This is a genomic window from Curtobacterium sp. 24E2 (assembly GCF_016925595.1).
GTDB lineage: Bacteria > Actinomycetota > Actinomycetes > Actinomycetales > Microbacteriaceae > Curtobacterium.
In genome coordinates this window covers 228,652-253,987 of the sequence record NZ_CP068987.1, presented here as the reverse complement: position 1 = coordinate 253,987, position 25,336 = coordinate 228,652, and the positions used below count along the sequence as shown (strand labels likewise).

Sequence of the window (25,336 nt, the reverse complement as noted above, 5' to 3'; positions counted from 1 at the left end):
ATGTGGGCCGTTGCCCGACGACCGAGGTGGATCGCGCTGCTGTTGCTGGCGCTCGTGCTCGCGGCGGTGTTCGCCGGGCTGGGCAAGTGGCAGCTGGAGCGGAGCATCGCCAACGGCAAGCCGCTGCCGGCGACCACCGAGACCCGCAAGACGCTCGAGGCGGTCACCGCGCCGGAAGAGCCCGCGAGCGAGACCATCGCCGGCCAGAAGGTCACCGTCACCGGCACCTTCGTCGCCGGCGACACCACGATCCTGACCGGCCGCACCGGGGGTGGGACGTACCAGACCGTGGGTCACCTGGTGGACTCGGATGGTGGGGCGAGCCTCCCGGTCGTCATCGGGTGGTCCGACCAGCGGTCGGCCGCCGTCGCCGGTGGTGACCGCCTGACGGACGGGCAGACGCTCACGGTGCAGGGCCGGTACTACCCCGCCGAGTCGCCCGACCAGGACACCTACAAGCAGGCGGAGTACTCCGCCGTCGCACCCGCGCGCTTCGTGAACACGTGGAAGGCGTTCGACGACCGGATGTACCTCGGGTACGTCGTCGCCGACGGTGCCACCGCGCAGGCCGCCGACCTCGGCACCATCGCCGACCGGGCGCCGTCGCGCGAGGTCCAGTTCGACTGGCTGAACCTGTTCTACGCGATCGAGTGGGTCGTCTTCGCCGGCTTCGCGGTGTTCCTCTGGTACCGGTTCGTGAAGGACGCCTGGGAGCGCGAGGAAGAGGAGCGGCGTGAGGCTGCCCTCAGCGTCGACGGGGCCCTCGCGGACCGACGGTAGGCTGGTCGTCATGGCCTTGACCGTCCGAACCCGCGACATCCCGAAGATCCCGGGTGCGGTGAAGTGGTACCGCGTCTCCGCGTACATCACCGGTGTGCTGCTGCTGGCCCTCGTGATCGAGGTCATCATCAAGTACACGCCGCTCCAGCTCGAGATGCAGCTCGGCAACGGCCCGTTCTTCGTGCCGAACGGCACGGCCGGTGAAGCACCCGGCACGTTCAACCTGTCGATCGCGATCCTCATCGCGCACGGCTGGCTGTACGTCCTCTACCTCTTCACGGACTTCCGTCTGTGGAGCATCATGCGCTGGAAGCCCTCCCGCTTCCTGCTCATCGCCCTCGGTGGCATCATCCCGTTCATGTCCTTCGTGGTCGAACACCGCATGCAGCAGAAGGCCATGGACACCTACCACGAGCTGATCGCTGCCCAGCAGCGTGAGAAGGAGGCCGCTCGGTGAGCGAGACCGAACAGCGTCCCGTCCTCGTCGTCGACTTCGGGGCCCAGTACGCGCAGCTCATCGCGCGCCGGGTCCGTGAAGCGAACGTCTACAGCGAGATCGTCCCGCACTCCATCACGGCGGAGGAGATCCGCGCGAAGGACCCCGCAGCCATCGTGCTGTCCGGTGGTCCGTCGTCCGTGTACGAAGCAGGTGCACCGTCCCTCGACGGCGACATCCTCGACCTCGGCGTCCCCGTGCTCGGCATCTGCTACGGCTTCCAGGCCATGGCGACCGCCCTCGGTGGCGAGGTCGCGAACACCGGCCTGCGTGAGTACGGCGCGACGTCCGTCGACGTCAGCGGGACCGACAGCGTCCTGCTCGGCGGGCAGCCCGGGTCCCAGGTCACGTGGATGTCGCACGGCGACTCCGTAGCGAAGGCCCCCGAGGGCTTCGAGGTCCTCGCGTCGAGCGCGTCGACCCCCGTCGCGGCCTTCGCGTCCGACGAGCGCAAGCTCTACGGCGTGCAGTGGCACCCCGAGGTGAAGCACTCCGAGCACGGCCAGGCCGTCCTCGAGAACTTCCTGCACCGCGCCGCCGGTCTGCCCGGTGACTGGAACTCGAGCAACGTCATCGACGAGCAGGTCGCCCGGATCCAGGCCCAGGTCGGGTCGAACCGTGTGATCGCCGGCCTGTCCGGCGGTGTCGACTCCGCCGTCGCCGCAGCCATCGTGCACAAGGCCGTCGGTGACCAGCTCACCTGCGTCTTCGTCGACCACGGGCTCCTCCGCGCCGACGAGCGCAAGCAGGTGGAAGAGGACTACGTCGCCTCCACCGGTGTCCGGCTCATCACGATCGATGCCGAGCAGCAGTTCCTCGACGCCCTCGCCGGCGTGAGCGACCCCGAGCAGAAGCGCAAGATCATCGGCCGCGAGTTCATCCGCACGTTCGAGGCTGCGGCCGAGGCGCTCGTGCTCGAGGCGCGCGGGGACGGTGACGACGGCGAGGTCAAGTTCCTCGTGCAGGGCACCCTCTACCCCGACGTCGTCGAGTCCGGCGGCGGAGCGGGGACCGCGAACATCAAGTCGCACCACAACGTGGGCGGCCTGCCCGAGGACATGACCTTCGAGCTCGTCGAGCCGCTCCGTGCGCTCTTCAAGGACGAGGTCCGTGCCGTCGGTCGCGAGCTCGGTCTGCCCGAGGTCATCGTCGGCCGCCAGCCGTTCCCCGGACCGGGGCTCGGCATCCGCATCGTGGGTTCGGTCGACAAGCAGCGACTCGAGCTGCTCCGCGCCGCCGACAAGATCGCGCGCGAGGAACTCTCCGCAGCGGGCCTCGACGGGGAGATCTGGCAGTGCCCGGTCGTCCTGCTCGCCGATGTCCGCTCCGTGGGGGTCCAGGGTGACGGCCGCACGTACGGGCACCCGATCGTGCTCCGTCCGGTCTCGTCCGAGGACGCCATGACCGCGGACTGGACGCGCCTGCCGTACGACGTGCTCGCGAAGATCTCGAACCGCATCACCAACGAGGTGCCCGACGTCAACCGGGTCGTGCTCGACGTCACGTCGAAGCCGCCGGGGACGATCGAGTGGGAGTGACGCTCCCCTGAACGACCGGAGGCCCGGCACGCCCTGCGTGCCGGGCCTCCGCGCGTCCGGGCGTGCGTCCGGGGCCGGGCGCGCGTGCGCTGCCGGGGACCGTCGAGTGGCCACAACACCCCGCGGCCCGTTGCCGAGCGGTCACGAACTGTCGGCTGGCCCCGGCCCGGGCGACACTTCGTGACCACTCGCCGGGCGACTGGCGGGATGTTGTGACCGGGCGGCGGAGCGAGCGTGGTCGCCCAACGGCCCGGAACGACGAAGGGCCCCGGCAGCGCCGGGGCCCTCGTGTACGCGGTGGTACTAGTTGCGCGCGCTGCTCGCGACGATGGCGAGGATGCGCAGGATCTCGAGGTACAGCCAGACGATCGTCATGATCAGGCCGAACGCCGCGGTCCAGGCGTAGATGCGGGAGCTCCACGACGGACACCGGTCTGGATCTGGTCGAAGTCGAGGATCAGCGAGTACGCCGCCATGACCACGACGAGGATGCCGATGATCACGCCGAGCGGGATGCCGAAGACTTCGTACCCGAGGGCACCGAACGCGGTGTTCGTCACCCCGGTCCACATCAGGACCAGGTTGATGAGCGAGAACACCATGTACCCGACCATCGCGACGAGGAAGAAGCGCGTGGCCTTCGGTGTGGCCCGGACCTTCCCCGATGCGAACAGCGCGAGCGTCACGGCGAAGACACCGAGCGTCCCGAACACTGCCTGGGTGACGATGCCGCCCCACATCGAGTTGTACGCGCCGGAGATGCCACCCACGAACAGGCCCTGGGCGAACGAGTACGCCAGGACGAGGCCCGGTGAGGGCTTCTTCTTGAACATGTTCACGAGCGCCAGGACGAACCCGACGACGGCGCCGATGATCCAGACGATCGGGGGCAGGTTCCAACCGGCGACTGCACCGACGACGAGCACGCCGAAGGCGAGCAGCGTCTTGACGATGGTGTCCTCGTACGACATGCGGTCGGTGTCGACCGTCGATGCCGCCGGGCGGTCGTACATGTACTGCAGCTGCTCGGGGGTCATCCCGCCCTGTGCCTGCTGCGGGGTCTGTCCCCAGCCGGCCTGCTGCTGACCAGCGCCGCGCCCACCCCAGGTGTTGGCTCCCTGGGCGTTGAAGGCGGGGGACTGGTCGAAACCGGGCTTGAAGGCCATGGTGTCCTCTTCCTAGGAGATATGAGTCCTCTCAGCCTAGGTGCGCTCGGTCGCGGAAGGCTGAGGATTCGCGGCGAGCGGACGCGGGCCCGCAGGCCCTGACGACGGCAGCCTATGGGCGCCCGCTGCACGCACGCCTCGAAGACGTCGAGAGTCCGCCGTCGAGCGCGCCGAGTCCGACGGCAGCGCCGGGTGGAGCCAGGTGACGAGCGCGACCGAGATCGTCATGAGCAGGAACCACGCGACGATCTTCATCGGGGCCACCGGGTGCCAGACGGCGAGGCTGCGCGGGGTAGCTCCAGGCCCCGGCCCAGGTCGCGACGTTCTCGGCGAACCAGATGAACACGGCGACGAGTCCCATGGCGACGAGCACCGGCATGCGCATCGTCGCTCGGTGGATCCGGACGTGCATGGTCGTGCGGGCGAAGAGCAGCACGATGAGTGCGAGCAGGACCCAGCGGGCGTCGGGCAGGAAGTGCTGCCCGAAGAAGTTCAGGTACACGCCGGCAGCGACGACGGCGAGCAGCCACTGCCGCGGGTACCGGTCGAACCGCAGGTCGAACAGGCGGTGCACGCGGACCATGTACGACCCGACCGCGCCGTACATGAACCCGGAGAACAGCGGGACGCCGGCGATGACGAGCAGCCCGCCGGGTTCGTACGACCACGAACCCATGTGCGTCTTGAAGACCTCCATGGCGGTGCCGACGACGTGGAAGAGCAGCACGACCCGGAGTTCCCGCACGGTCTCGAGCCCGAAGACGAGCATGCCGAGCTGCAGCAGCACCGCCACGACGGTCAGCACGTCGTTCCGGAACGCCGCCGGCACGGTCAGCGAGGCCACGGCCATCGAACCGAGCAGCAACGCCCCGAACGCGCACGCCCACGCCTGCTTCGCGCCGAACACCAGGAACTCGGTGACGAACAGCCGGACGGGCCGGCGCGGTTGGTGCCCGGCGTCGAGCAGTCGGCGGGCGGCGCGGTCGATCCGGGCCTCGACGGCGGTGGAGAGCGATCGGACGGTCATGCAGCGATGGTCAGCGCCGATGCTGAGATGCACGGGGCCCGGCCGGGCGCGTGTGTCCCGCGACACAGGACGGTCCGCCGTCACCCTGGCCCAGTAGGGTCGCGCCATGACCCTCGTGATCGCCCACCGTGGTGCGTCCGGCTACCGCCCCGAGCACTCGCGGAGCGCGTACGCACTCGCGATCGAGCTCGGTGCCGACGCGATCGAGCCGGACCTGGTGCCCACGAAGGACGGCGTGCTCGTGCTCCGCCACGAGAACGAGGTGTCCGGCACCACCGACGTCGCGGACCACGCGGAGTTCCGGCACCTGCGCACGACGAAGACCGTCGACGGCCAGAGCCTGACCGGCTGGTTCACCGAGGACTTCACCTGGGCCGAGCTGCAGACGCTCCGCACCCGGGAACGTCTGCCCGCCCTGCGGCCCGGATCGGCCGAGCACGACGGCGAGGAGCCGATCCTGCGCCTGGAGGACCTGCTCGCGATCCTCGACGCCGCGCCTCGTCCGGTCGGGCTGGTCGCCGAGGTCAAGCACGCGGCGTTCTTCGACCGCGCGGGCTTCCCGATGGGCGAACTCGTCGACCGCACGCTCGGTGACGCCGGGTGGCGCCGTGACGAGCGGCTCACGGTCGAGAGCTTCGAGAAGGGCGTGCTCCGCGACCTGCGCGAGCGGCACACGGGTGGTCGGCTGGTGTACCTCCAGGAGGCCCGTGGCAGTGCCGCCGACGAGGTCGCGTCCCACGGATCGCTCGCCCCCACCTACGCTGCGGAGCGTTCCGAGGACGCGCTCGCGTCGTTCGCGACCGAGTTCCACGGCATCAGCGTCGACCTCGGCACGCTGATGGCCGGGGTGGACAGCGTCGCGCTCGAGGACCCGACGCCGGTCCGGAGCGCGATCGTCGACCGTGCGCACGCCGTGGGCCTCGCGGTGTACACGTGGACGCTCCGACCGGAGAACCGGTTCCTGCCCGGGCCGCTGCGCCGCGGTGGGGACGTCGCTGGCTTCGGTGACTGGGAGCGCTGGTACACCTCGGTGATCCGGACCGGCCTCGACGGGGTGTTCGCGGACCACACCGACCTGGCGGTCCTCGCCCGGTCGGCTGTCGGGGGTCCCGCTTAGACTGTCCCGAACATGACGATCGTGCTCGACCCCTTCGAATCGACGCCCGAGCCGGGCGCCGGTGCCCGTGCGTACGAAGACCCGTTCACCGCGGGTCTGAACCCCCAGCAGAAGGAAGCCGTCGAGTACCGCGGCGAGTCCCTGTTGATCGTGGCCGGCGCCGGGTCCGGCAAGACGAGCGTCCTCACGCGCCGCATCGCGCTGCTGCTCGCCAACCGTGAAGCCTGGCCGTCGCAGATCCTCGCGATCACGTTCACGAACAAGGCCGCGGCCGAGATGCGTGAGCGCGTCCGGGCCCTGGTGGGCGGCGAGTCCGACGGCATGTGGATCTCGACGTTCCACTCGGCGTGCGTGCGCATCCTCCGGCGCGAGGCCGAGCGGTTCGGGTTCGCGCAGTCGTTCACGATCTACGACTCCGCCGACTCCAAGGCGCTGCTGAAGCGGATCATCAAGGACCTCGAGGCGGACACGCTCGGGCTCACCGTGGGCGCCGCGGCGTCGAAGATCTCGAAGCTCAAGAACGAGCTGCAGGACATCGACTCGTACGCGCGCAACATCAACGTGAACGACCCGCAGGAAGTCATGTTCACCGAGGTCTTCCGTCGGTACACGAACGACCTGCGCCGGGCGAACGCCTTCGACTTCGACGACCTCATCGGCCAGACCGTCTTCCTGTTCCGGGCGTTCCCCGAGGTCGCTGCGCTCTACCAGCGGCGCTTCCGCTTCATCCTGGTCGACGAGTACCAGGACACCAACCACGCGCAGTACTCCCTGATCCGCGAACTCACGCGTCCGGTGCCGGTCGAGCAGGTCGACAAGCTCGAGGACTCCGGCCAGCACGTCGCCCGCATGCGCGAGCGTGACGGGTCGATCGCCGGAGCGTCCCTGACCGTCGTCGGCGACTCGGACCAGTCGATCTACGCGTTCCGCGGGGCCGACATCCGCAACATCGTCGAGTTCGAGCGCGACTTCCCGAACTCCAAGGTGATCCTGCTCGAGCAGAACTACCGCTCGACGCAGACCATCCTCGACGCCGCGAACGCCGTCATCGCGAACAACTTCGACCGTCAGGCGAAGAACCTGTTCACGGACGTCGGCGCGGGCGAGAAGATCGTCGGCTTCACCGGGTACACCGGCCACGACGAGGCCCAGTTCGTCGCCGACGAGATCCAGCGCCTGCGCGAGGACGGCATGGACTACCGCGACATGGCGGTGTTCTACCGGACCAACTCGCAGACCCGTGCGCTCGAGGAGATCTTCATCCGCGCCGCGATCCCGTACCGGGTGCTCGGCGGCACGAAGTTCTACGAGCGCGCCGAGATCAAGGACGCCATGGCGTACCTGATCACCGTGGCGAACCCCGCCGACCCGATGGCGCTCCGTCGCGTGCTCAACGTGCCGAAGCGCGGCATCGGCTCCGTCACCGAGACGACCCTGCAGCGCTACGCCGACGAGCACGAGACCACGATGCGCGATGCCCTGCGGCACGCGGGCGAGCTCGGCTTCGGGCCGAAGGTGCGGAACGCCATCACCGAGTTCGCGGCGCTGCTGGACTCCGTGTCCGAGAAGGCTCCGAGGCAGCCGGTCGTCGACACCCTGACCCAGCTGCTCGACGGCTCCCACCTGCTCGAGAACCTGCGGAAGTCGCCCGACGCGCAGGACGCCGCCCGGGCCGACAACATCGACGAGCTCGTGGCGGTGACGCGCGAGTTCCAGAAGAACAACCCCGAGGGCACGCTGACGGACTTCCTGACCGAGGTCTCGTTGGTCGCGGCGGCGGATGAGCTCGACGACTCGTCCGGCACGGTGTCGCTCATGACGCTGCACACGGCCAAGGGGTTGGAGTACGAGGCCGTGTTCCTGACCGGGGTCGAGGAAGACCTGCTGCCGCACCGGATGTCCGCGAACGAGCCGGGTGGCCCGGCGGAGGAACGCCGGCTGTTCTACGTCGGCATCACCCGCGCGAAGAAGGTCCTGTTCCTGTCACTGGCGATGACCCGCGCCCAGTTCGGTGACGTCAACGTCGCCATGCCGTCGCGCTTCCTGCAGGAGATCCCCGAGGGGCTCATCGAGTGGAAGCAGTCGCCGGGCATGGCGAACAGCCGTGGCGGCACGCAGCCCCGTGCGCTGAACGCGAAGCGCGAGGGCGGCATCGGCGGGGGCGGCGGCGGTGGCTACCGCGGTGGCGGCGGCTGGGGCGGTGGCTCGTACGACCGCGCGGCCGCTGCGTCGAAGACCCGCCCGAAGACCGAGTGGGCGAACCGGGTGTCCGGCCAGGTCCGCGACAACGGCGACATGGAACTCGTCGCCGGCGACCGGATCAAGCACGTCGACTTCGGCGAGGGCACCGTCTCGGCGGTGACCGGCCAGGGTGCGAAGCGCATCGCCGAGATCGCGTTCGACTCCGCGGGCCGCAAGAAGCTGCTCATCAAGATCGCGCCGATCGAGAAGCTCTAGCCAGAGCCGGCTGAACGTCCGTACACCCCGCCGGTTCCCCGGCGGGGTGCGCTCGTCGTGGGCGCGAGGACGTTGCGCCACGCCCGAGACCTGAGAGTCCACCCCTGTTCGGGTGACACCGAAAACGAGGTGAGGTTAGCCTTACCTAACGTGACACCCATCGAACTGCTGACCACTGCCAACGCCGAGCGCTACCGGTCGACCGTCGGGTCGACGGTGGACCAGCTCGCCGACCGACTCGCCACCGTGGATCGCCCGACGACCGCGACCAACCCGGAAGCGCTGCACGACCGGGTGCGCGCGGTCGACCTGGACGCCGCTCCCGTCGGGACGGAACAGGCGCTCGCCGAACTCGACGACCTGTTCGTCCGCGAGGCCGTGTGGTTCCACGACCCCGGCTACCTCGCACACCTCAACTGCCCGGTCGCGCTGCCCGCGGTCGCCGCCGAGTCCGTCCTCGCCGCGGTGAACCCGTCGGTCGACACCTGGGACCAGTCCCGCATCGGCACCGACATCGAACGCCACGTGATCGACTGGCTGGCCCGTCGTGCCGGGTTCGCTGCCGGTGACGGGGTGTTCACCTCGGGCGGTTCGCAGTCCAACCTGCAGGCGCTGCTGCTGGCGCGCGAATCGGTCGGCGTGGCCGGCACCGTGTTCACGACGGCCGAGACGCACTTCAGCATCGCGAAGTCGGCACGACTCCTCGGTCTCGAGGCCGTGGTCGACGTCGCCACGGACCACGCCGGTCGGATGCGGCCGGCGGCCCTCGCGGAGGCGATCGCCGCGACGCGGGCATCGGGCGGGACCCCGATCGCGGTCGTCGCGACCGCCGGCACCACCGACCGCGGGGTCATCGACCCGATCGAGCCGATCGCCGACGTGTGCGACCTCGAGGACGTCTGGCTGCACGTCGACGCCGCGTACGGCTGCGGACTGCTCGTGTCCCCGACGCGTCGGCACCTGCTCGCCGGCATCGAGCGGGCGCGCAGCGTGACGACCGATCTGCACAAGTCCTTCTTCCAGCCGGTGTCCTCGAGTGCACTGCTCGTCCGTGACCCGGCCGACCTGCGCAGGACTGCCTGGTACGCCGACTACCTCAACCCCGAGGACGCCGCCGAACCGAACCAGGTCGACAAGTCGCTGCAGACCACCCGCCGGTTCGACGCCCTGAAGCTCTGGGCCACCCTGCGCGCGACCGGGGCAGACGCGATCGGCACCGCGTTCGACGCCGTCATCGACCTCGCCGCCGCCACCCACCGGATCGTCGAGGAGCACCCCGACCTGGTGCTCGTCGCCCCGACGCAGCTCAGCACCGTGCTCTTCCGCTGGCAGTCGGCCGGGGTGACCGACGAGCAGGCCGACGCGCTCGTCGCCCCGATCCGTGCGGCCCTCCTCGCCGAGGGCCGGGTCCTCATCGCGAAGACCGTGATCGACGGCCGACCCTGCAACAAGCTGACGCTGCTCAACCCCGAGACCACCCCGGCGCAGATGCGCGCCTCGCTGGAGCACGTCGCCGCGACGGCCGCGCGCGTCCGAGCCGTCACCACCACCCCGGAAGGAGCGATCCGATGAGCCACGACGAGCAGCCCGTCCACGACCTGATCGGCATCGGCATCGGCCCGTTCAACCTCGGCCTCGCCTGCCTCACCGACCCGCTCGACGACCTCGACGCGGTGTTCCTCGACGCCGCCGACGGCTTCGCCTGGCACCACGGCATGATGCTCGACGACGCCACGATCCAGGTGCCCTTCATGGCGGACCTGGTGACGATGGCCGACCCGACCTCGCCGTTCTCGTTCCTCGCCTGGCTCAAGGAGACCGGCCGGCTGTACCCGTTCTACATCCGCGAGGACTTCCACCCCCTGCGCAGCGAGTACGACGCGTACTGCCGGTGGGCCGCCGACCGGCTCGACACGCTCCGCTGGGGCCGGTCCGTCACGGCGGTCGAGCACGACCCGGCGACGGACGTGTTCACGGTGCACGCCGAGACCGATCAGGGTCCCGAGACGTACCGCGCGCGCCACGTCGTGGTCGGCATCGGCACGGAGCCGTCGGTCCCCGCCCCGCTGCGTGGGATCGCCGGACCGGTCATCCACTCCGCCGAGTTCCTGCCGAACCGCGACGCGCTCCGCGGTGCCGCCTCGATCGCGGTGGTCGGCAGCGGGCAGTCCGCTGCCGAGGTCTACCGCGAGCTGCTCGAGGACCTGCGCCAGGACGGCTACCGACTCGACTGGATCACCCGGTCGCCGCGGTTCTTCCCGATGGAGGACACGAAGCTCACGCTCGAGATGACGAGCCCGGAGTACACGGACCACTTCCACGGCCTGCCCGAGGGGAGCGCGACCGCCTCGGCCGCGAGCAGCGCGGGCTCTACAAGGGCATCAGCGCGGACCTCGTCGACGAGCTCTACGACCAGCTGTACCGGATCAGCGCTCGAGGCCCGATCCCGACGACCCTGCGCACCGAGACCAGCGTCGTCGACGCCGAGTGGCTCGCCGACCGGGGGACGTACCGGCTGACGCTCCGCCACGAGCAGCTCGGCGAGACGTACGAGCACGAGGTCGAGCGGCTGGTCCTGGCGACCGGGTACACGCCGCGGACGCCACGGTTCCTCGACCCCGTCGAGCACCTCATCGCCCGTGACTCCCGTGGTCGCCTGGCCGTCGCACGCGACCACCACGTCGACACCCTGGGCGGACGCATCTGGGTGCAGAACGCCGAGGAGCACACGCACGGCCTGACCGCGCCCGACCTCGGGATGGGTGCGTGGCGGAACGCATCGATCATCCGGTCCGTCACGGGTCGCCCCGTGTACGGCCTGGAGGCCCGGATCGCCTTCCAGGAGTTCGGCCTGCCCGCAACGGACCAGTCCACGACCCCACCCGACGGCGCGCACCGCGCGCCGGCCCGGCAGAACGACCGAGCGCACGGAGGTGCCCGCATGAGCACGCACGTGACGGGCGCAGATCTGACGGGCGCCGATCTGACGGGCGCCGGTCTGACGGGCACTGGACTGGCCAGTGTGCCCGAGGTGCCGGTGTCTGCCGGAGTCGCTCCGGGCCTCCTGACCGTCGAACCCGTGGACCCGGATCGCGACGCCGCCGTCGTCCGGTCGTGGCTCGCCCACCCGGCGTCGTCGTGGTGGGAGATGGGGCACCTCGACGTGGCGGGCGTCCGCGACTACCTGGCCGGGGTGCAGGCCGACCCGGCGCAGGCCGCGTGGCTCGGCCGACGCGACGGTGAGCCGTGCTTCCTGGTCGAGACCTACGACCCCGCCGTCGTCCTGCTCACCGACGTGTGGGCGGCGGAGCCGGGCGACGTCGGCATGCACCTGCTCGTCGCACCGGTCCCTGCCGGCGGACGCGTGCACGGACTGACGAGCGCCGTGATGCGCGCCGTCGTCGAGCACTGCCGCGACGCCCTCGGTGCACGCCGGGTCGTCGTCGAGCCGGACGTGCGGAACACCGCGGTGCAGGCGAAGAACGCCGAGGTGGGGTTCCGCGCGCTGCGCCAGGTGGACGTCGACGGCAAGCGGGCCCTGCTGTCGGTGCTCGACACCGACCGGATCGGCGTGACGGACGACGACGGGCCGGCCGCGCACCTGCGACCCGAGCACCTGGAACCCGCCGAACGGCACCTCGTCGCGAAGGCCATCGCCGAGTTCACGCACGAGCGGCTGATCGCACCGGTTCCGGACGAGGAGGGCTGGCGGCTCGACGCGGCGGACTCGACCTACCGGTTCCGCGCACGGCAGCACGTGCTCGAGCACTGGTCGATCGACGAAGCCTCGCTGACACGCACTCGCTCTGGGATGCCGACGTCACTCAGTGCGCAGGACCTCGTGCTCGAACTGCACGAGGTCCTCGGGATCCCGGACGAGCTGCTCGGCACGTACCTGGAGGAGATCGCCTCGACCTTGGCGAGCGCCGCGGCGAAGCACCGGCGGGGTGGGCCGTCGGCCGCGCAGCTCGCGCGTGGGCGGACGGGCGATTCCGTCGAGGCTGCCGTCGCCTCGTTCCAGGACGTCGAGGCGGCGATGACCGAAGGACACCCGGCGTTCGTCGCCGCGAACGGGCGGATCGGGTTCGGGCTCGACGAGTACCGCGCCTTCGCGCCCGAGGTCGGCGGCCGGTTCCGCTACCGGTGGCTCGCCGCCCGACGCCAGCACACCCACCTGGCGCTCGCCGCGGACCGCACCGAGCGCGACCACTGGGCGGCCGAGCTCGACCCGCAGACCATCGATGGGTTCCGGGCCGTGCTCGTGTCCCGCGGCCTCGACCCCGACGACTACGTGTGGATCCCCGTGCACCCCTGGCAGTGGCAGCACCGGATCGCCGTGACGTTCGCACCCGACCTGGGGCGGCAGGACCTCGTCGACCTCGGTGAGGGGCCGGACGAGTACCAGCCGCAGCAGTCGATCCGCACCGCGTTCGACCACTCGGACCCGACGCGCTCGTACGTCAAGACGGCGCTCGCCGTGCAGAACATGGGATTCCTGCGGGGATGTCGCCCGCGTACATGCGGAACACCCCGGCGGTGAACGACTGGGTCGAGTCGATCGTCGCCGCCGACCCGACACTCGAGTCGGTCGGGTTCTCGGTGCTCCGGGAGCACGCCGCCATCGGGTACACCGGCGACGCGTACCACCGGGTCGCCGTGTCGTCGCCGCAGCGGAAGATGCTCGCGGCACTGTGGCGGGAGAGCCCGCTGCCGCGGCTGGCGGAGGGCGAACGGCTGCTCACCATGGCGGCGCTGCTGCACCGTGACGCCTCGGGCAACGCCGTCGTCTCAGCGCTGATCGAGGCGTCGGGACTTCCTGCCGACGAGTGGGTGCGGCGCTGGCTCGACGCCTACCTGTTGCCCGTCGTGCACTGCCTGACCGTGCACGACCTGGTGTTCATGCCGCACGGCGAGAACCTCGTGCTCGTCGTCCGCGACGGTGCCGTGGTCCGTGCCGTCATGAAGGACATCGGGGAAGAGGCCGCGGTGCTCGGGCGGCACGACGACCGTCCCGTGCCCGCCGACATCGACCGGATCGTGCACCCGGTGTCCGACGACGAGGCTGCGCTCGCGGTGTTCACCGACGTGTTCGACGGGGTGCTGCGGTTCGTCGGCGCGATCCTCGACGACGACGGGGTGCTGCCGGAGGGCCGGTTCTGGGAGGTCGTGGGGAGTGCATCGACGCGCACGCCGCCGCGCACCCGGGCCTACGCCGGCCGTTGGACCTGCGGGTGCCGACGTTCGAGCACTCCTGCCTGAACCGGCTGCAGCTGCGGAACACCCTGTCGATGGTCGACCTGGCGGACCAGTCGTCGTCGCTCATCCGGGCGGGGGCGATGCCGAACCCGATCGGGCGGTAGGGGCTGCGGGCGGGAGCGGACTCGACTACGGCTGCAGGCGCGTGGCCGACCAGGTGCCCTCGTCGAGCACGTACTGCAGCCGGCGGTGCATGCGGTCGCGGCTGCCGTGCCAGAACTCGACGACGTCGGGCTCAAGCCGCCACGCCACCCACCCGGCGGGTCGTGGCACGGCGTCGTCGGACTCGTCGAGCAGCACGTTGGCGTCGTCGATCAGGTCCTGCAGCGTCCGCGGTTCGAGCACGGCGGACTGGTCGGCGATGGCTGTGGCGGCGCGGGACTTCGGCGAACGATCGGCGAACAGCGCGTCGGACTCGTCGTCGGACAGCTGCACCGCCCGGCCCTCGAACCGGAGCTGCTGCATGGTCTCGCGCCAGTAGACCTGCAGCGCCGCGTGCGGGTTGTCGGCGAGCTGACGACCCTTCGGGCTCAGCGTCGAGGTGCCGAACACGAGCCCACGGTCGTCGAGCCGCTTCACGTCGACCGTGCGGGCGGCCACTCGACCGTCCGCCCCGGCCGTGGCGAGGGTCATCGACTTCGGCTCGGAGACGTCGCGTTCGTCCGCGGCATCCAGCCATTGCTGCGCGAGGTCGAGGGGCGACGCCGGGGGTGCGTCGAACTCGGGCAGGTGCAGGGAATCGTCACCGGACAGGGAGGAGGACATGGGTCCACCCAACCGTGCTCAGTCCTGCCACGTCCAGGCTGCCGGGGACGCCCCCGCGGGGTCCCGCACTCGCTGGGAGGTCGACCCGGGCAAGCGCGGTGTTCGTGCGGAGGGTCCGGTTGAGGTTGCCCGGGTCCGGTGCGGTCCCCGTCAGTGCGATCCGCAGCCGAGCGGCGTCCGCCGTGGTGAACGGATCACCGAGGAGTGCCCGTGTGAACGGGAGGTCCGACCAGAGGAGGACCCGTGCGCGCTCGAGCGCCGAGTCAACGATCCGGTCGTGGTCGAACGGCAACCCGAGCGGCAGCGCACCGACGTCGTGCCACGTCGCGTCGGCGTGCGCTGCCGGGTCGATGACCGCGAGGAACGCGATGCTGATCGCGGCGCTCCGTGGATCGCGGTCGGGTCCGTCGAACGCGCCGACCTGCGCGAGGTGGCGTACCGCCGTCGAGCCGATCCCGGTCTTGGTCCGCAGGGCGCGCCGCGCACCGTCGGCGAGGATCTCGGTGCCGTCGAGGAGCACGCCGGGGAGCGCTTCTCGTCCGGCGTACGGTGCGTACGCCCGACGCGCGGTGGCGATCCGCAGACCTTCCGTCGTCGCGAAGGACACCGGGACGACGTCGATCGCGATGAGCGGTTGGTCGCGGATCGCCGCTGCGGCGTCGGTCACGCGGTGGCCGCCCGGCGGGTGGCGCGGGCCGAACGCTCCTCGCGGAGCGTCTGACGGACGTCTGCGAAGGACTGGAGGCGCGTGAAGCGGCCGTCGACCCACACCGGCTGGAGCAGGCTGGTCGCCTCGTCGTCAGCGGTGGCCTGGTCCGTCTGCCGGATCTCGCCGGTCTCGTCGCGGTGCAGGGCGATGCGGCCCTTCGCGCTCTTCTTGCCGCTGCCGGTCTTCGGGTCCTTCTGGATGTCGACGGGTTCGCCGTCGACGAGTGCCCATGTGGCCTTGACCGCGCTGCCGAGGTTGTCGCGGGTCATGTACTGGTACGTGTACGAGCCGATGCCGAGCACGATGTTGTCGCTCGAGTACCCCTTGGCGGCCAGTCGCTCGTAGATGCGACGAGCACGGTCGAGCGTGATGCTGTCGCCGTAGATGACCCCGATGTGCTGGTCGAGGACCTTGAAGCCCTGCTCGTTCACGGTGTGCCCGAAGATCTCGTCGAGCAGTTCGACGACGCCCTTCTGCTCGTGGCTGCGGTCAGCGGCGAACAGTTCCGCCTCGTCGACACCGTGCACGGTGCCGGTGACGATGTCGACCGGGTCGCCCGAGTCGGGGCGGATGACGAGCTTGCCGTCGCGACCGGTGATGCGGTCCTTGAGCTGCGGCAGGGTGTCGGTGATGACCTTGAACAGGTCGAAGCCGTCGCTGACCGCCGAGACGATGCCCGTCGGGTACACGTCGAGGATCTGCTCGAACGTCGCCAGCTCGCCGTCAGCGCCGCGGACGCACATCACGCTGTGCTCGGTGGCGGGCACGCTCGCGGCCACGAGGCCGTTGTCGCCCGGGTAGTAGCGGTCGATGAAGTCGAGCGACGGCATCGAGTCGGTGCCGAGGAACGAGAGCAGGTGGCCCGCTCCGCCGGCTGCGGCCGACTCGATGCTCGACTGCCCACGGAACGAGAAGTCGTGCGCGGCGAAGTCGATGCCGGCCGGGACCGCGCCGGTGCGGGCGGCCCAGTCCTCCATCAGGTCGCGGTACTCGAGCGCCTTCGTCGCGACCGTCGACGGGTGCCAGATCGACGCCGACAGGGCGGTCTCGATGTAGTTGGGCAGCCAGTAGAACTCGTCGATCGTGTTCTCGACGGTGAGGGTCGCGACGCCGATCGGGGCGAGGGTGCCCTCGGGAAGCGCACGGATCTCGAGGGGAGGAAGCCGAGACGGTGCAGGGCCCGGACGTGGTCGGTGCCGATGTGGTTCGGACCGAAGTAGCTCTGCAGCGCTTCGTCGAACAGCCGGACGACCTCGTCTTCGTCGGCCGCGAAGAACGGCGCCCAGGCCTCGACGAGCGAGCGCTGGATGAACGCCTGCAGTCCGAAGACCACGGCGTGCCTCGACTCGGGCATGTGCGCGTTCGACCGGTTCGTCCAGTTGATCAGGATGCGGGTGGTGCCTGCCGGGTAGACCTGCCGGTGCGAGTGCTTGTAGCCGTCGACGGCCAGCAGGGGCGCGATCGGGCTCGCCGTGGTGATGCGCGGCTCGATCCCGGTGCTCGTGCTGGTCGTGGTGCTCGTGGTCTGCGTCATCGGATCTGCTCCGTCAGGTAGGGGGTGAGTGCGATCGTGCGCAGGCCGTCGACGGCGTTCTGCGCGGGGTACGAGTCGGTGGTGACGATCTCGCCGAAGTGGTCGGCGAGCTGTGCGGCCCGACCGGAGAAGACGCCGTGCGAGACCCAGAGGCCGAGGCGTTCCTTGGGCAGACCCGTCGAGCCGGCGAGGCCCATGAACGTGCCGCCGCCGTCGCAGATGTCGTCGACCACCAGGAACCGTCCGGTGTCGGGCAGGGGTTCGCAGGTGAAGCCGTCGAGCTTGCCGGTGTCGGGGTTGCGGTGCTTCTCGGCCCGGTAGAGCGGCAGCCCGCACGCCTCGGCGACCGCGGTGGCACGGGGCACCGCGCCCTTGTCCGGGGCGATGATGCCGGTGTACGGGTCGCCGCTGTCGTGCTCGGGTGCGCTGACCACGGCGTCGCGGACGACCTGCTCGCTCGTGACGACGATCAGGTTGTCGACCAGTCCGACGATGACCGGCGAGTGCGGGTCGAACGCGATGACCTGGTCGAGGTGGAACCCGTTGAGGACGTCGGCGTAGACCTTCGCGCCGAACGGCAGGCCGCGGTCCTGCCGCGCACCGGGCAGGTAGGGGACGAGTGCGACGGACTTCGAGCCGCGCTGTCGCACGGCGTCCGCCCACATGCCGAGCATGATCAGGTCGTCGCCGTTCGTGCCGCGCAGGGTCGCGATCTCGGTGAGGTCCCCCGGCTCGGCGGTGTCGTTCGCGACCTTGACGTGGGCTTCACCGGCGGGGAACCGCATGGTGGAGAACGTCGGTGTCGTCTGGTTGCCCTGGGCATCCCAGGTGCTGAGTTCGACTGCCATGACTCGACCGTACCACGGTAATTGTCAGGATGACAAGAAGCTGTGTCGACTCCCCGGCCTCAGGGTGTCGGGACCTGGACGGAGACCAGTTCGCCGTCACCCAGGTGCACGATCGCGGAGCCGACCTGCACGCGCTCGACGATGCTGCTGCGCGGCAGGCGCATGCCGAGCAGGTCGCCCTCGGTGATCGTCTGCGGACTGAGCAGGGCTCCGGACCGGCGGCGCTTCATGTCGACCTGCCACCCGGTGAACCCGACACCGAACTCGGCCGTCAGGCCCGCGGCGACGATCGCCTGGCCGTTGTCCGCCGCGCTCTTCACGAAGGCCTGCAGCCAGCTCTTCGCCGGGGCGTCCTTGACGAGCTCGGCGTCGTCGATGACGAGGACCCGGCGGCCGGGCCGACCGTCGAACAGCGGTGCGAGGTCGTCCTCGGCGAGGTCGACGCCTTCGTGGGCCGCGAGGACGCCGGGCTCGGTGGCGAGTGCGCGGAGCGGGGACTGCCGCGGGGTCACGAGCACGACCTCGCCTCCCTCGCGCAGGACCGACCGGGTCATCGACAGCAGGACGGCGCTGCGCCCGGACTTCGCGGGTCCACCCACCACGAACGATCCGGCGGTTGCGAGGTCCGGTCCGATCGCGGTGAGGTCGTCACCGCCGATGCCGACCAGGCCGAACAACCCGGCATCGTCGTCGCGCATCTCCCATGCGCGCTCGAACGGCACCGGGCCGGAGAGCTGGTCCACCCGGAACGGACGGCGGGCACGTTCGACCGCGCGGTCGCGTTCGGTGGCGAAGGTCGCGAGGGCGGTGATCGCCGCGGCCTGCGACTGGCCGGTCCCGGCGGCGGCGAGCAGCGCGATCTGGGTCTCGGTCGCGGACTCGGAGGCGAAGGCGCGACCGTCGGGCACCTGCTCCGGGAGCTTGCGCGGGTTGAGCGACGCGAGCCCGTAGTCCCCGCGGTCCGACAGCCGGAGGACGAGCTTGTCCTCGACCAGGGTCGCCATCCGGCTGGAGAGCAGTTGGCGGTCCCCGGTGACGACGAGGTGGATGCCGACGCTCGCGCCCTCGCGCAGCAGGGTCATCACCTGGTCCGTCGGGGCACCGTGGTCGAGTTCTCCGAGGGAACCGACGAAGCCCTCCCACCGGTCGAGCATGAACACGACGTGGGGGAGCCGCTCGGCCGGCACCACTGCAGCGGCGCGCTGCTCGACGATGCTCGCGAACCCGCCGTCTGCCAGGACCTGCTGCCGCCGGGCGAGCTCCTGCGTGAGCTTCGTCAGGAGGCGCTGCGCCCGCTCGGTCTGCACCCGCTGCACGACCGCGCCGGCGTGCGGGAGGGCCTGGATCGGCAGCAGTGCGCCGTTGCCGCAGTCGAGCGCGTACACGTGGACGTCGGCCGACGAGGTGTTCCGCGCGATGGCCGCCGCGATGGTGCGGAGGACCTGCGAGCGGCCGCTCCGCGGGGCGCCGACGACGTACAGGTGGCCGTCGGAGTCGAGGTCGAAGCTGCGCACCCGCTGGGCCTGCTCGGCTGGGAAGTCCTGCAACGCGAACGGCAGCGGGGTCAGCCGGGCGTCGGTCACGGTGCTGTCGTCGAGCTGCCACGCACGGTCGTTGAGGTCGGTGAAGAGCAGGGTCTCCGGCAGGGCGTCGAGCCACGGCCGGTACGGTGCCGGCCCGCCGAGGTCGACCGCGGCCTGGGTGACGGCGCTGACGAGCTCCTGCAGGTCGGTGCGCGCATCGGTGTGCTGCTCCTGCGACTTCGGCGGCGCCGGCGGGGTGGTGCCGAGCGCGGACCACGAGACGGCGCCGGCCCAGACCTGCTTCCGCTGGGTCGACTGCCCGGGACGGCGTCCACCGACGCGACCGGACTGGAACGGCAGCAGCGCACCGGCGCCGAGCCGGATGTACCCACGGCCCGGCGTGCTCTTCTGGATCTGCGCCGCGTCTCCGGCGTCGATCACGTCGGTGCTCTCACTCGAGTCGGTGACTCGCAGCGCGATCCGCAGGTTCGTGTTCGCGCGGATGTCGTTCGACACGACGCCGGTCGGACGCTGGGTGGCGAGGATGAGGTGGATGCCGAGCGAACGGCCGCGTTGGGCGATGTTGACGAGCCCCGTGACGAAGTCGGGCAGCTCCCGCACCAGGCTCGCGAACTCGTCGATCACGATGAGCAGGCGCGGCATCGGCGGCAGGGGCTCGCCCCGGCCGAGGCGGTCGAGGTAGTCCTCGATGTCCTTCGCCGCCGCATCGGCCAGCAGGTGCTCGCGACGACGGAGCTCGGCGCCGAGGGACTCGAGTGCCCGCTCGACCAGGTGCGTGTCGAGGTCGGTCACCATGCCGACGGTGTGCGGCAGCGGTGCGAAGTCGCGGAACGCCGCGCCGCCCTTGTAGTCGATGAGGACGAAGTTCATGCCCTCCGGTGTGTTCGTGGCCGCGAGCGAGGCCACGATCGTCTGCAGGAGTTCGGACTTGCCGGAGCCCGTGGTGCCGGCGACGAGCCCGTGGGGGCCGTCCTTCCGCAGGTCGAACGCGAACGGACCGTCGAGGCTCTCCCCGACGACCACCTCGGTCGTCCGCGGTCGGGCGGTCCACTTCCCGGTGATCGCCCGGGCCGTCGGCGGTTCGAGCAGCATGACGTCGAGCAACCGCGACGAGGTGGGCAGGCCGCCGGCATCGCTCTCGTCGTCGGCGTCGACCATCGGTGCGACCGCACGGGCGACCGTCTCGAACCAGCCGTCCGGGATCCGGTCGGGACGCACGTCGGTGACCGTCGCCTGGCGTTGGGCAGCCACGCGGATGCGCTCCGGGCCGACGGTGACGACGACCGAGCACTCCTCCGGCAGCAGACGCGCCTCTTCCTCGATGCAGACGGACCGGACGCCGACCGCCGGACCTTCCTTGAGGATGCGGATCAGGCCGGGCAGCGCGCGGAGCCGTCGAGCGCCGTCGAGCACGACGACGATGTCCGGACCGGGGATGCCGCGCAGGTTGGACTCCCGCATCGCCCGCTGTCGTGCATCGATCAACTGACCGACCTCGGCCACCCGGGCGCCGAGCGTCTCGGCGTCGTTGCCGATGGCGATCACCGCGTCCTGCCCGAAGCCCGGACGGGCCTGCGGGATCCACCGCAGCCACGCCCACTCGTCAGCCGACCGGGTGTCGGTCAGCACGACGAACTGGGTGTCGCGCGGGCTCTGCAGCACCGCGAGTTGCGCGACGAACCACGACGTGAGGTGGCGGGTGTGCTCGTCACGACCCGCGACGCCGACGACGCCCTGCACGCCGAGGTCGACGACCACCGGCACGTCCTCCGCCAGCGTGTCCACGGCGCGACGGTGCTCGAGCGCCGCCGGGTCCTCGAGCACGACACCGGACGGCACGTCAGCGGTCCCGACGCGGAGCGTCAGGTAGTCCGGATCGGTCCGGCGTCGCTCCCACAGGCGGGCGCGACGCCGCAACGCGACGTCGAGCACGGTCGCGGGGTCGGGTGCGCTCGTCCGCAGCTCGCGCTGGTACCGGACCACTGCCTCCAGGGCGTCCGCCTCGACCGCCTTCTTGGTCTCCTCGTACTCGGCGACGCGCTGCTTGTGGGTCTTCTTGCCGTTCCGGCGGTCCCACCAGGCGTTGCCGAACATGATGATCGGCGACATCAGACCGAACGCGAGGTACGCGACGTTGTGGAAGATCGAGATCATCACGGCGGCCATGCCCAGCGGCGCGAGCGCCGCGATGATCGGGATGGAGCGCCGCGACTGCTGCGCCGGCACGGCCGGCAACTTGAACACGGAGGGGTGGTCCTCGGGCAGGAGCCGCGGCGGCCGTGTGTAGTCGAGCGAGCCGCCGCCGGCGGTCAGGGTGATCGCTGCTCGGTCGGCGTCCGGCACCGCGACCGACAGCAGGGTGTCGCCGATGGTGACGATGCTGCCCGGCTCGACCGGGGTCTCGTCGTCGATCTCGGCGCGGTCCACCAGTACCGTGGCGCCGTCGGTCGGCGTGATCGTGAACCGACGGTTGAGGTCGAGCCGCAGGATCGCGGCGTACTCCGGTGCGCTCCGGTCCGGCAGGGGCACGGTCGCGTCGGGCGCTGAACCGACGTGGGCGATGCCGGCGTCGAGCACCACGACGGTGCCGGCGCCAGGTCCGCCGACGATGCGGACGCTCGGCAGGTCACCGGGCAGTGGGAGCACCGGGGCCGGGGCCCCGAACGTCAGCCGAGCACCCTCGAGCAGGACGCCGTCACCGATGCGGGCGTGCGGGGTGGTCGGAACCGCGTCGACCGCGACGTCGACGATCGCCGCGGCCCCGTGGCCGAGCCGCTTGGCGACGACCTCGACGACCTCGCCGAGCAGGGTGTCCTCGTCGCACTCCACCACGAAGTCGGCGGAGGCGCTCGATGGAAGGTGGCTCGCGGTGAACGTCAGGCGCACGTGTGGCGCCCCGCACCGGAGATCGTGGTCGTCGTGGTCGCAGCGCGGTGGTCGGACGAGGCCCCCGCAGCGTCATGCTGCCGCTCATGGCCTGATTCTCGCAGGTTCCTCGGTCGGGCAGGTCGTGTTGCGTCCGGGTTGTGGATGGGCGCTCGGCCTGGAGGCGCGGTGTGGGGGAGCGGGTCGGTTCACCGCGACGCGGGCTCAGCGCAGCCCCCATCGGTCACGTCGCGCCGTGGATGCGTCGGACACGAACGGCCAGGTCATGCGCTGCACGTGCGCGGGCGGTGCGCCGCCGCCAGCGGGCGTCGTCATCGTCCGCCCCTCGACGGACGGGATGCCTTCAGGTGACGACTTCCGATGACGACGCCGACGACCAACGCGAATCCCCACACGACGTACCGGATGAGCCACGCGGTCGGTCCGTCCCAGGGACCCGTGTCGTACTTGCCACCTGGGAGGAGGGAGACGCCGACACCGATGGCCAGCACGATCACCGTGTCGCGGGCGAATGCGGCCCAGCGGCGTCCGGGTGTGCGGGGGAGCCGTCGTGTCATCGCTTCCTTCGCGGGTCGGTGGTCGTGGTCGTGGTCGTGATGGTTGTCGTGGTCGTTCTCACTCGGCGTCTGGAGTGAGCACCAGCCCGAGGGCGAACTGGTCGGCCAAGGGCGCAGCGAACGACTCGTCCGCACGCTTCGGGATGAACGTGGTCAGGACGGCGGTCAGCGGATCGGGCAGCTGTCCGATGGGCTGCACCCATCGGATCGTCGTGGACGGAACCGCGCGGCGCAGGAGTGAGCGAGCCGGTGTCTCCGTCCGGTCGAGGATCCTCGTTGCGGGGCCGAGTGCCGTCGTGACGGTGGACACATCGGCATCGGCTGTCCGTTCGGCGAGCGGGAGGAGTGCGTCGTCGACCGCCCGGGCTGCAGCATCGAGTCCTGGGAAGTACTGGATGACCGTGTAGGCGAGTATCTCGATGGTCGGGGCGTCGGTCGTCAGGACGAAGAAGTCGTGGGCATCGACGTCGTTCCGCAGTCGTGCCAGTTCAGTCATCGCCGACTCGAGCGATCCTGCGACACGCTTCGGAACAGGCCGGTGGATGTGGCTGATCACGTTCGCTGTTGCGGCGCGCCCCGCGGTGGCCGGGTCGCCCTCGATGAACCTCGTCCAGGCGTTGACGTAATCGAATTCGAGTCCCATCAGGAGTTCTCCCTTCTCGGCTGTCCGGTCAATTCCTGCATCCCGTTGCGAGCCAGCGCCCGATGCTCGTCACTCCACGACGGGACTGGATGGCACGGCGACGGTACAGCGACCAGTGCAACGCCACACTCGCGAAAGCAAGCGCTTCCGCGTAGCAGGCGGTCCCCGGGTCTCCGACCGCGAGGAACCCGACTGCCACGGCGGAGAGGAGGACGAACCAGCCGACAACAGACCCGAAGGTCCGAGAAGGCCGGAAACCTCGAGGAGGCGGTTCGACAGGGGGCAGTCGTCCGCCGAGCTCGGTGCCGATGACCGCGAGCAGGATCACGACGGACGCGGAACCGAACGAGAGGGCGATCCCCCATGTCAGCGGCCCTCCGATCTTCGCGAAGACCGAGACCATCAGTTGCAGGATCGTCGCACCGCCCACGGCGGTGAGCGGGACGACCCCGAGCGAGGTCCACGCGATGAGTGATGTGCCAGGAACGGCGGCACCGCGGTGCGGGTCGAAGCGCACGTCCGCAGACCTGCGTCGGTCGCTGCCTGCATCTCGGATCACCGAGAGCTCTCGGAGCAGTTCGTCGATGTCGGACTCGGGCCAGGACGCGAACGGCAGCTCGGCGCGGACGACGTCCGTCCCGTCGATCAGTACCGCGCGAGCCTGCTTCCCGCGGACCGTGCGCGCACGAACGACAGCCGACGCGGATGAGGTCGCTTGCGGTGTGGACAGCAGGACGGATCGGCCGCGTCCGTCGTCGATCACGACCATGCCGCTCGCGACTGAGATGCCGGCTCGCGCTCGGAACCACCCGGGCCCGGATCTCGGACGAACCACCGTGGTCCCGATCCGCAGTCGCGTTCGACGTCGTCCTCGGACACTGAGCACGACGTTCACCAGAGCGGCTGCTGAGACGGCCGCACTCAGCCAACCCAGCACCGCGACGCTGCCGCCCCACCCTCGGCCGAGCAGCGCGAACGCGATGGGGACGGGAACGAGCGCGATCGCCTGCAGGAGCGCGACCACGAAGGTGCGCCGTCGGGCGCGGCGTGCTGCGGTGTCCGGAAGCGGGACGTGGACGACGGCGCTCGCTGTCTGGAAGCCCGTCATCGCGTCCGGATCGAACGCGATCTCGAGACCGAGTCGGTCGGCGAGGTCGTAGAACCCGCTTGATGACACTGCTTGGCGAGGCGTCGCCGGAGCGGCAGGCTCGATCCACCACACGTCCAGTGGGAACACGTTGGTGCTGTCGTCGCTGATCAGGACAACCGCCCCGACGGAGGTGACGACGCCGATCTCCCGTGGCAGTGCCGTGGCGGGAGCCCATGCCGCTCGGCGGATGCCGGAGCAGAGCGTCTCGATGCGGCCGTCCGATCGGACCGAGAAGACCGTGCCATCGACGACGGTCAGACCGATGAACTGGTCACGCGCCGCTGCCCGATCACTGACGACCGCGCTGCGGACGACGAGTTCAGGGAGATCAGTGGACAACGTCGATGCCGTTCGCTACCAGATCGACGTGACGGGCGACCCAATCGGCATAGACCAGTTGTGTTGTGTTCGAGTGCACGCACAACATCATGTCCGCGGGGAGGACCCACGACCAATTGAGACTCTCGCTCACGATGGTGGCATTCGGTTCGTCGCGCCTCGGCGCTGTGATGGCGGCTCGTTGTCGAAGCCGAAGCGCTCGGCCGAGCGTCGTGTTGCGCATCGCCTCGTCGCTCTCGATCGGATCGTCGTAGCGCGCGGCTCGACGGACGACACCCGGCGCAGCACCTCCGAGGGGTCGGAGCGTGAGCGCGATCCAGGACGCGATCGAATCGTCGACTTCGTCGAGGAGGGCCCATGCGGCATCTGCTCCCCGCGCAGCCAGCAGCTGGCCGAGCTCGGAAAGGTCCTCGCGATCCGTCGTGGCGAGGTCCTCGCTGGTCTGGACGCGGTTCGACACGATCCCGAGCGGGGCCATCACGGTGGTGACAGGGACCTCCAGCCGCGTCGTCATCGTGTCCACC

18 protein-coding genes and 3 pseudogenes are annotated in these 25,336 nt (G+C 70.4%); 9 read left to right on the top strand and 12 right to left on the bottom strand.

Annotation, left to right across the window (positions count from 1 at the left end):
- Genes JN350_RS01240 through guaA form a run of 3 tightly spaced genes read left to right on the top strand, consistent with a single transcriptional unit; the run spans window position 1 to window position 2,814 of the window.
- Window positions 1-780: an SURF1 family cytochrome oxidase biogenesis protein gene (locus JN350_RS01240; protein WP_123671443.1), complete on the top strand. Its 780-nt coding sequence runs from the start codon at window positions 1-3 to the stop codon at window positions 778-780.
- Window positions 781-790: 10 nt separating this feature from the next.
- Window positions 791-1,237: a DUF3817 domain-containing protein gene (locus tag JN350_RS01235; protein ID WP_111083416.1), complete on the top strand. Its 447-nt coding sequence runs from the start codon at window positions 791-793 to the stop codon at window positions 1,235-1,237.
- Complete coding sequence (gene guaA / locus JN350_RS01230; RefSeq protein ID WP_205463305.1) at window positions 1,234-2,814, top strand: glutamine-hydrolyzing GMP synthase; 1,581 nt, start codon at window positions 1,234-1,236, stop codon at window positions 2,812-2,814. Before JN350_RS01235 ends, guaA begins: the two co-directional genes overlap by 4 nt.
- Before the next feature lie 303 nt (window positions 2,815-3,117).
- On the opposite strand, the pseudogene JN350_RS01225 reads toward guaA, so the two are convergent.
- Together JN350_RS01225 and JN350_RS01220 are read right to left on the bottom strand one after the other, a co-directional pair.
- Window positions 3,118-3,980: pseudogene (locus tag JN350_RS01225) on the bottom strand (Bax inhibitor-1/YccA family protein).
- 112 nt (window positions 3,981-4,092) lie between these two features.
- A complete protein-coding gene (locus JN350_RS01220; RefSeq protein WP_461963438.1) occupies window positions 4,093-5,007 on the bottom strand; it encodes a DUF817 domain-containing protein in 915 nt (304 codons plus the stop codon).
- Between the two features lie 106 nt (window positions 5,008-5,113).
- Between JN350_RS01220 and JN350_RS01215 the strand changes: the two genes are divergently transcribed.
- From JN350_RS01215 to JN350_RS20435, 6 genes and pseudogenes are all read left to right on the top strand, one after another.
- On the top strand, window positions 5,114-6,124 hold the full coding sequence (locus JN350_RS01215; protein WP_205463304.1) for a glycerophosphodiester phosphodiesterase family protein: 1,011 nt from the start codon (window positions 5,114-5,116) through the stop codon (window positions 6,122-6,124).
- Between the two features lie 12 nt (window positions 6,125-6,136).
- A complete protein-coding gene (locus JN350_RS01210) occupies window positions 6,137-8,581 on the top strand; it encodes an ATP-dependent helicase (protein ID WP_205463303.1) in 2,445 nt (814 codons plus the stop codon).
- Window positions 8,582-8,731: 150 nt separating this feature from the next.
- Complete coding sequence (locus tag JN350_RS01205) at window positions 8,732-10,153, top strand: pyridoxal-dependent decarboxylase (protein ID WP_275898008.1); 1,422 nt, start codon at window positions 8,732-8,734, stop codon at window positions 10,151-10,153.
- Window positions 10,150-13,282: pseudogene (locus JN350_RS20445) on the top strand (GNAT family N-acetyltransferase); the annotation flags it as partial. The gene JN350_RS01205 and the pseudogene JN350_RS20445, both read left to right, overlap by 4 nt.
- Complete coding sequence (locus JN350_RS20440) at window positions 13,259-13,840, top strand: IucA/IucC family C-terminal-domain containing protein (RefSeq protein ID WP_461964340.1); 582 nt, start codon at window positions 13,259-13,261, stop codon at window positions 13,838-13,840. The pseudogene JN350_RS20445 and the gene JN350_RS20440, both read left to right, overlap by 24 nt.
- Complete coding sequence (locus JN350_RS20435; RefSeq protein WP_461963435.1) at window positions 13,813-13,941, top strand: hypothetical protein; 129 nt, start codon at window positions 13,813-13,815, stop codon at window positions 13,939-13,941. The genes JN350_RS20440 and JN350_RS20435 overlap by 28 nt, the downstream gene beginning before the upstream one ends.
- Window positions 13,942-13,966: 25 nt before the next feature.
- Here the strand turns inward: JN350_RS20435 and JN350_RS01190 are convergent, their stop codons facing one another.
- The 10 genes and pseudogenes from JN350_RS01190 to JN350_RS01150 form a co-directional block, all read right to left on the bottom strand.
- Window positions 13,967-14,602 carry a pyridoxal 5'-phosphate synthase gene (locus JN350_RS01190; protein ID WP_205463302.1) on the bottom strand — a complete coding sequence of 212 codons (636 nt, stop codon included), beginning with the start codon at window positions 14,600-14,602 and terminating at the stop codon, window positions 13,967-13,969.
- Window positions 14,580-15,269 carry an NUDIX hydrolase gene (locus tag JN350_RS01185; protein ID WP_205463301.1) on the bottom strand — a complete coding sequence of 230 codons (690 nt, stop codon included), beginning with the start codon at window positions 15,267-15,269 and terminating at the stop codon, window positions 14,580-14,582. The genes JN350_RS01190 and JN350_RS01185 overlap by 23 nt, the downstream gene beginning before the upstream one ends.
- Complete coding sequence (locus JN350_RS01180) at window positions 15,266-16,426, bottom strand: nicotinate phosphoribosyltransferase (protein WP_240347668.1); 1,161 nt, start codon at window positions 16,424-16,426, stop codon at window positions 15,266-15,268. Before JN350_RS01180 ends, JN350_RS01185 begins: the two co-directional genes overlap by 4 nt.
- Window positions 16,427-16,665: 239 nt before the next feature.
- Window positions 16,666-16,845 (bottom strand): annotated as a pseudogene (locus tag JN350_RS20430) (nicotinate phosphoribosyltransferase); the annotation flags it as partial.
- Entirely contained in the window at window positions 16,842-17,693 is an 852-nt protein-coding gene (locus tag JN350_RS01175) for a ribose-phosphate diphosphokinase (RefSeq protein ID WP_205463300.1), read from the bottom strand. The pseudogene JN350_RS20430 and the gene JN350_RS01175, both read right to left, overlap by 4 nt.
- A gap of 59 nt (window positions 17,694-17,752) precedes the next feature.
- Window positions 17,753-22,123: an FtsK/SpoIIIE domain-containing protein gene (locus JN350_RS01170; RefSeq protein WP_205463299.1), complete on the bottom strand. Its 4,371-nt coding sequence runs from the start codon at window positions 22,121-22,123 to the stop codon at window positions 17,753-17,755.
- A gap of 311 nt (window positions 22,124-22,434) precedes the next feature.
- Window positions 22,435-22,680 (bottom strand): hypothetical protein, encoded by a 246-nt coding sequence (locus tag JN350_RS01165; RefSeq protein WP_205463298.1) that lies wholly within the window; start codon window positions 22,678-22,680, stop codon window positions 22,435-22,437.
- A gap of 58 nt (window positions 22,681-22,738) precedes the next feature.
- A complete protein-coding gene (locus tag JN350_RS01160) occupies window positions 22,739-23,323 on the bottom strand; it encodes a hypothetical protein (RefSeq protein WP_205463297.1) in 585 nt (194 codons plus the stop codon).
- A 28-nt stretch (window positions 23,324-23,351) separates the two neighbouring features.
- Window positions 23,352-24,812: a hypothetical protein gene (locus JN350_RS01155; protein ID WP_205463296.1), complete on the bottom strand. Its 1,461-nt coding sequence runs from the start codon at window positions 24,810-24,812 to the stop codon at window positions 23,352-23,354.
- On the bottom strand, window positions 24,802-25,335 hold the full coding sequence (locus JN350_RS01150) for a hypothetical protein (RefSeq protein ID WP_205463295.1): 534 nt from the start codon (window positions 25,333-25,335) through the stop codon (window positions 24,802-24,804). Before JN350_RS01150 ends, JN350_RS01155 begins: the two co-directional genes overlap by 11 nt.
- Window position 25,336 lies beyond the last annotated feature (1 nt).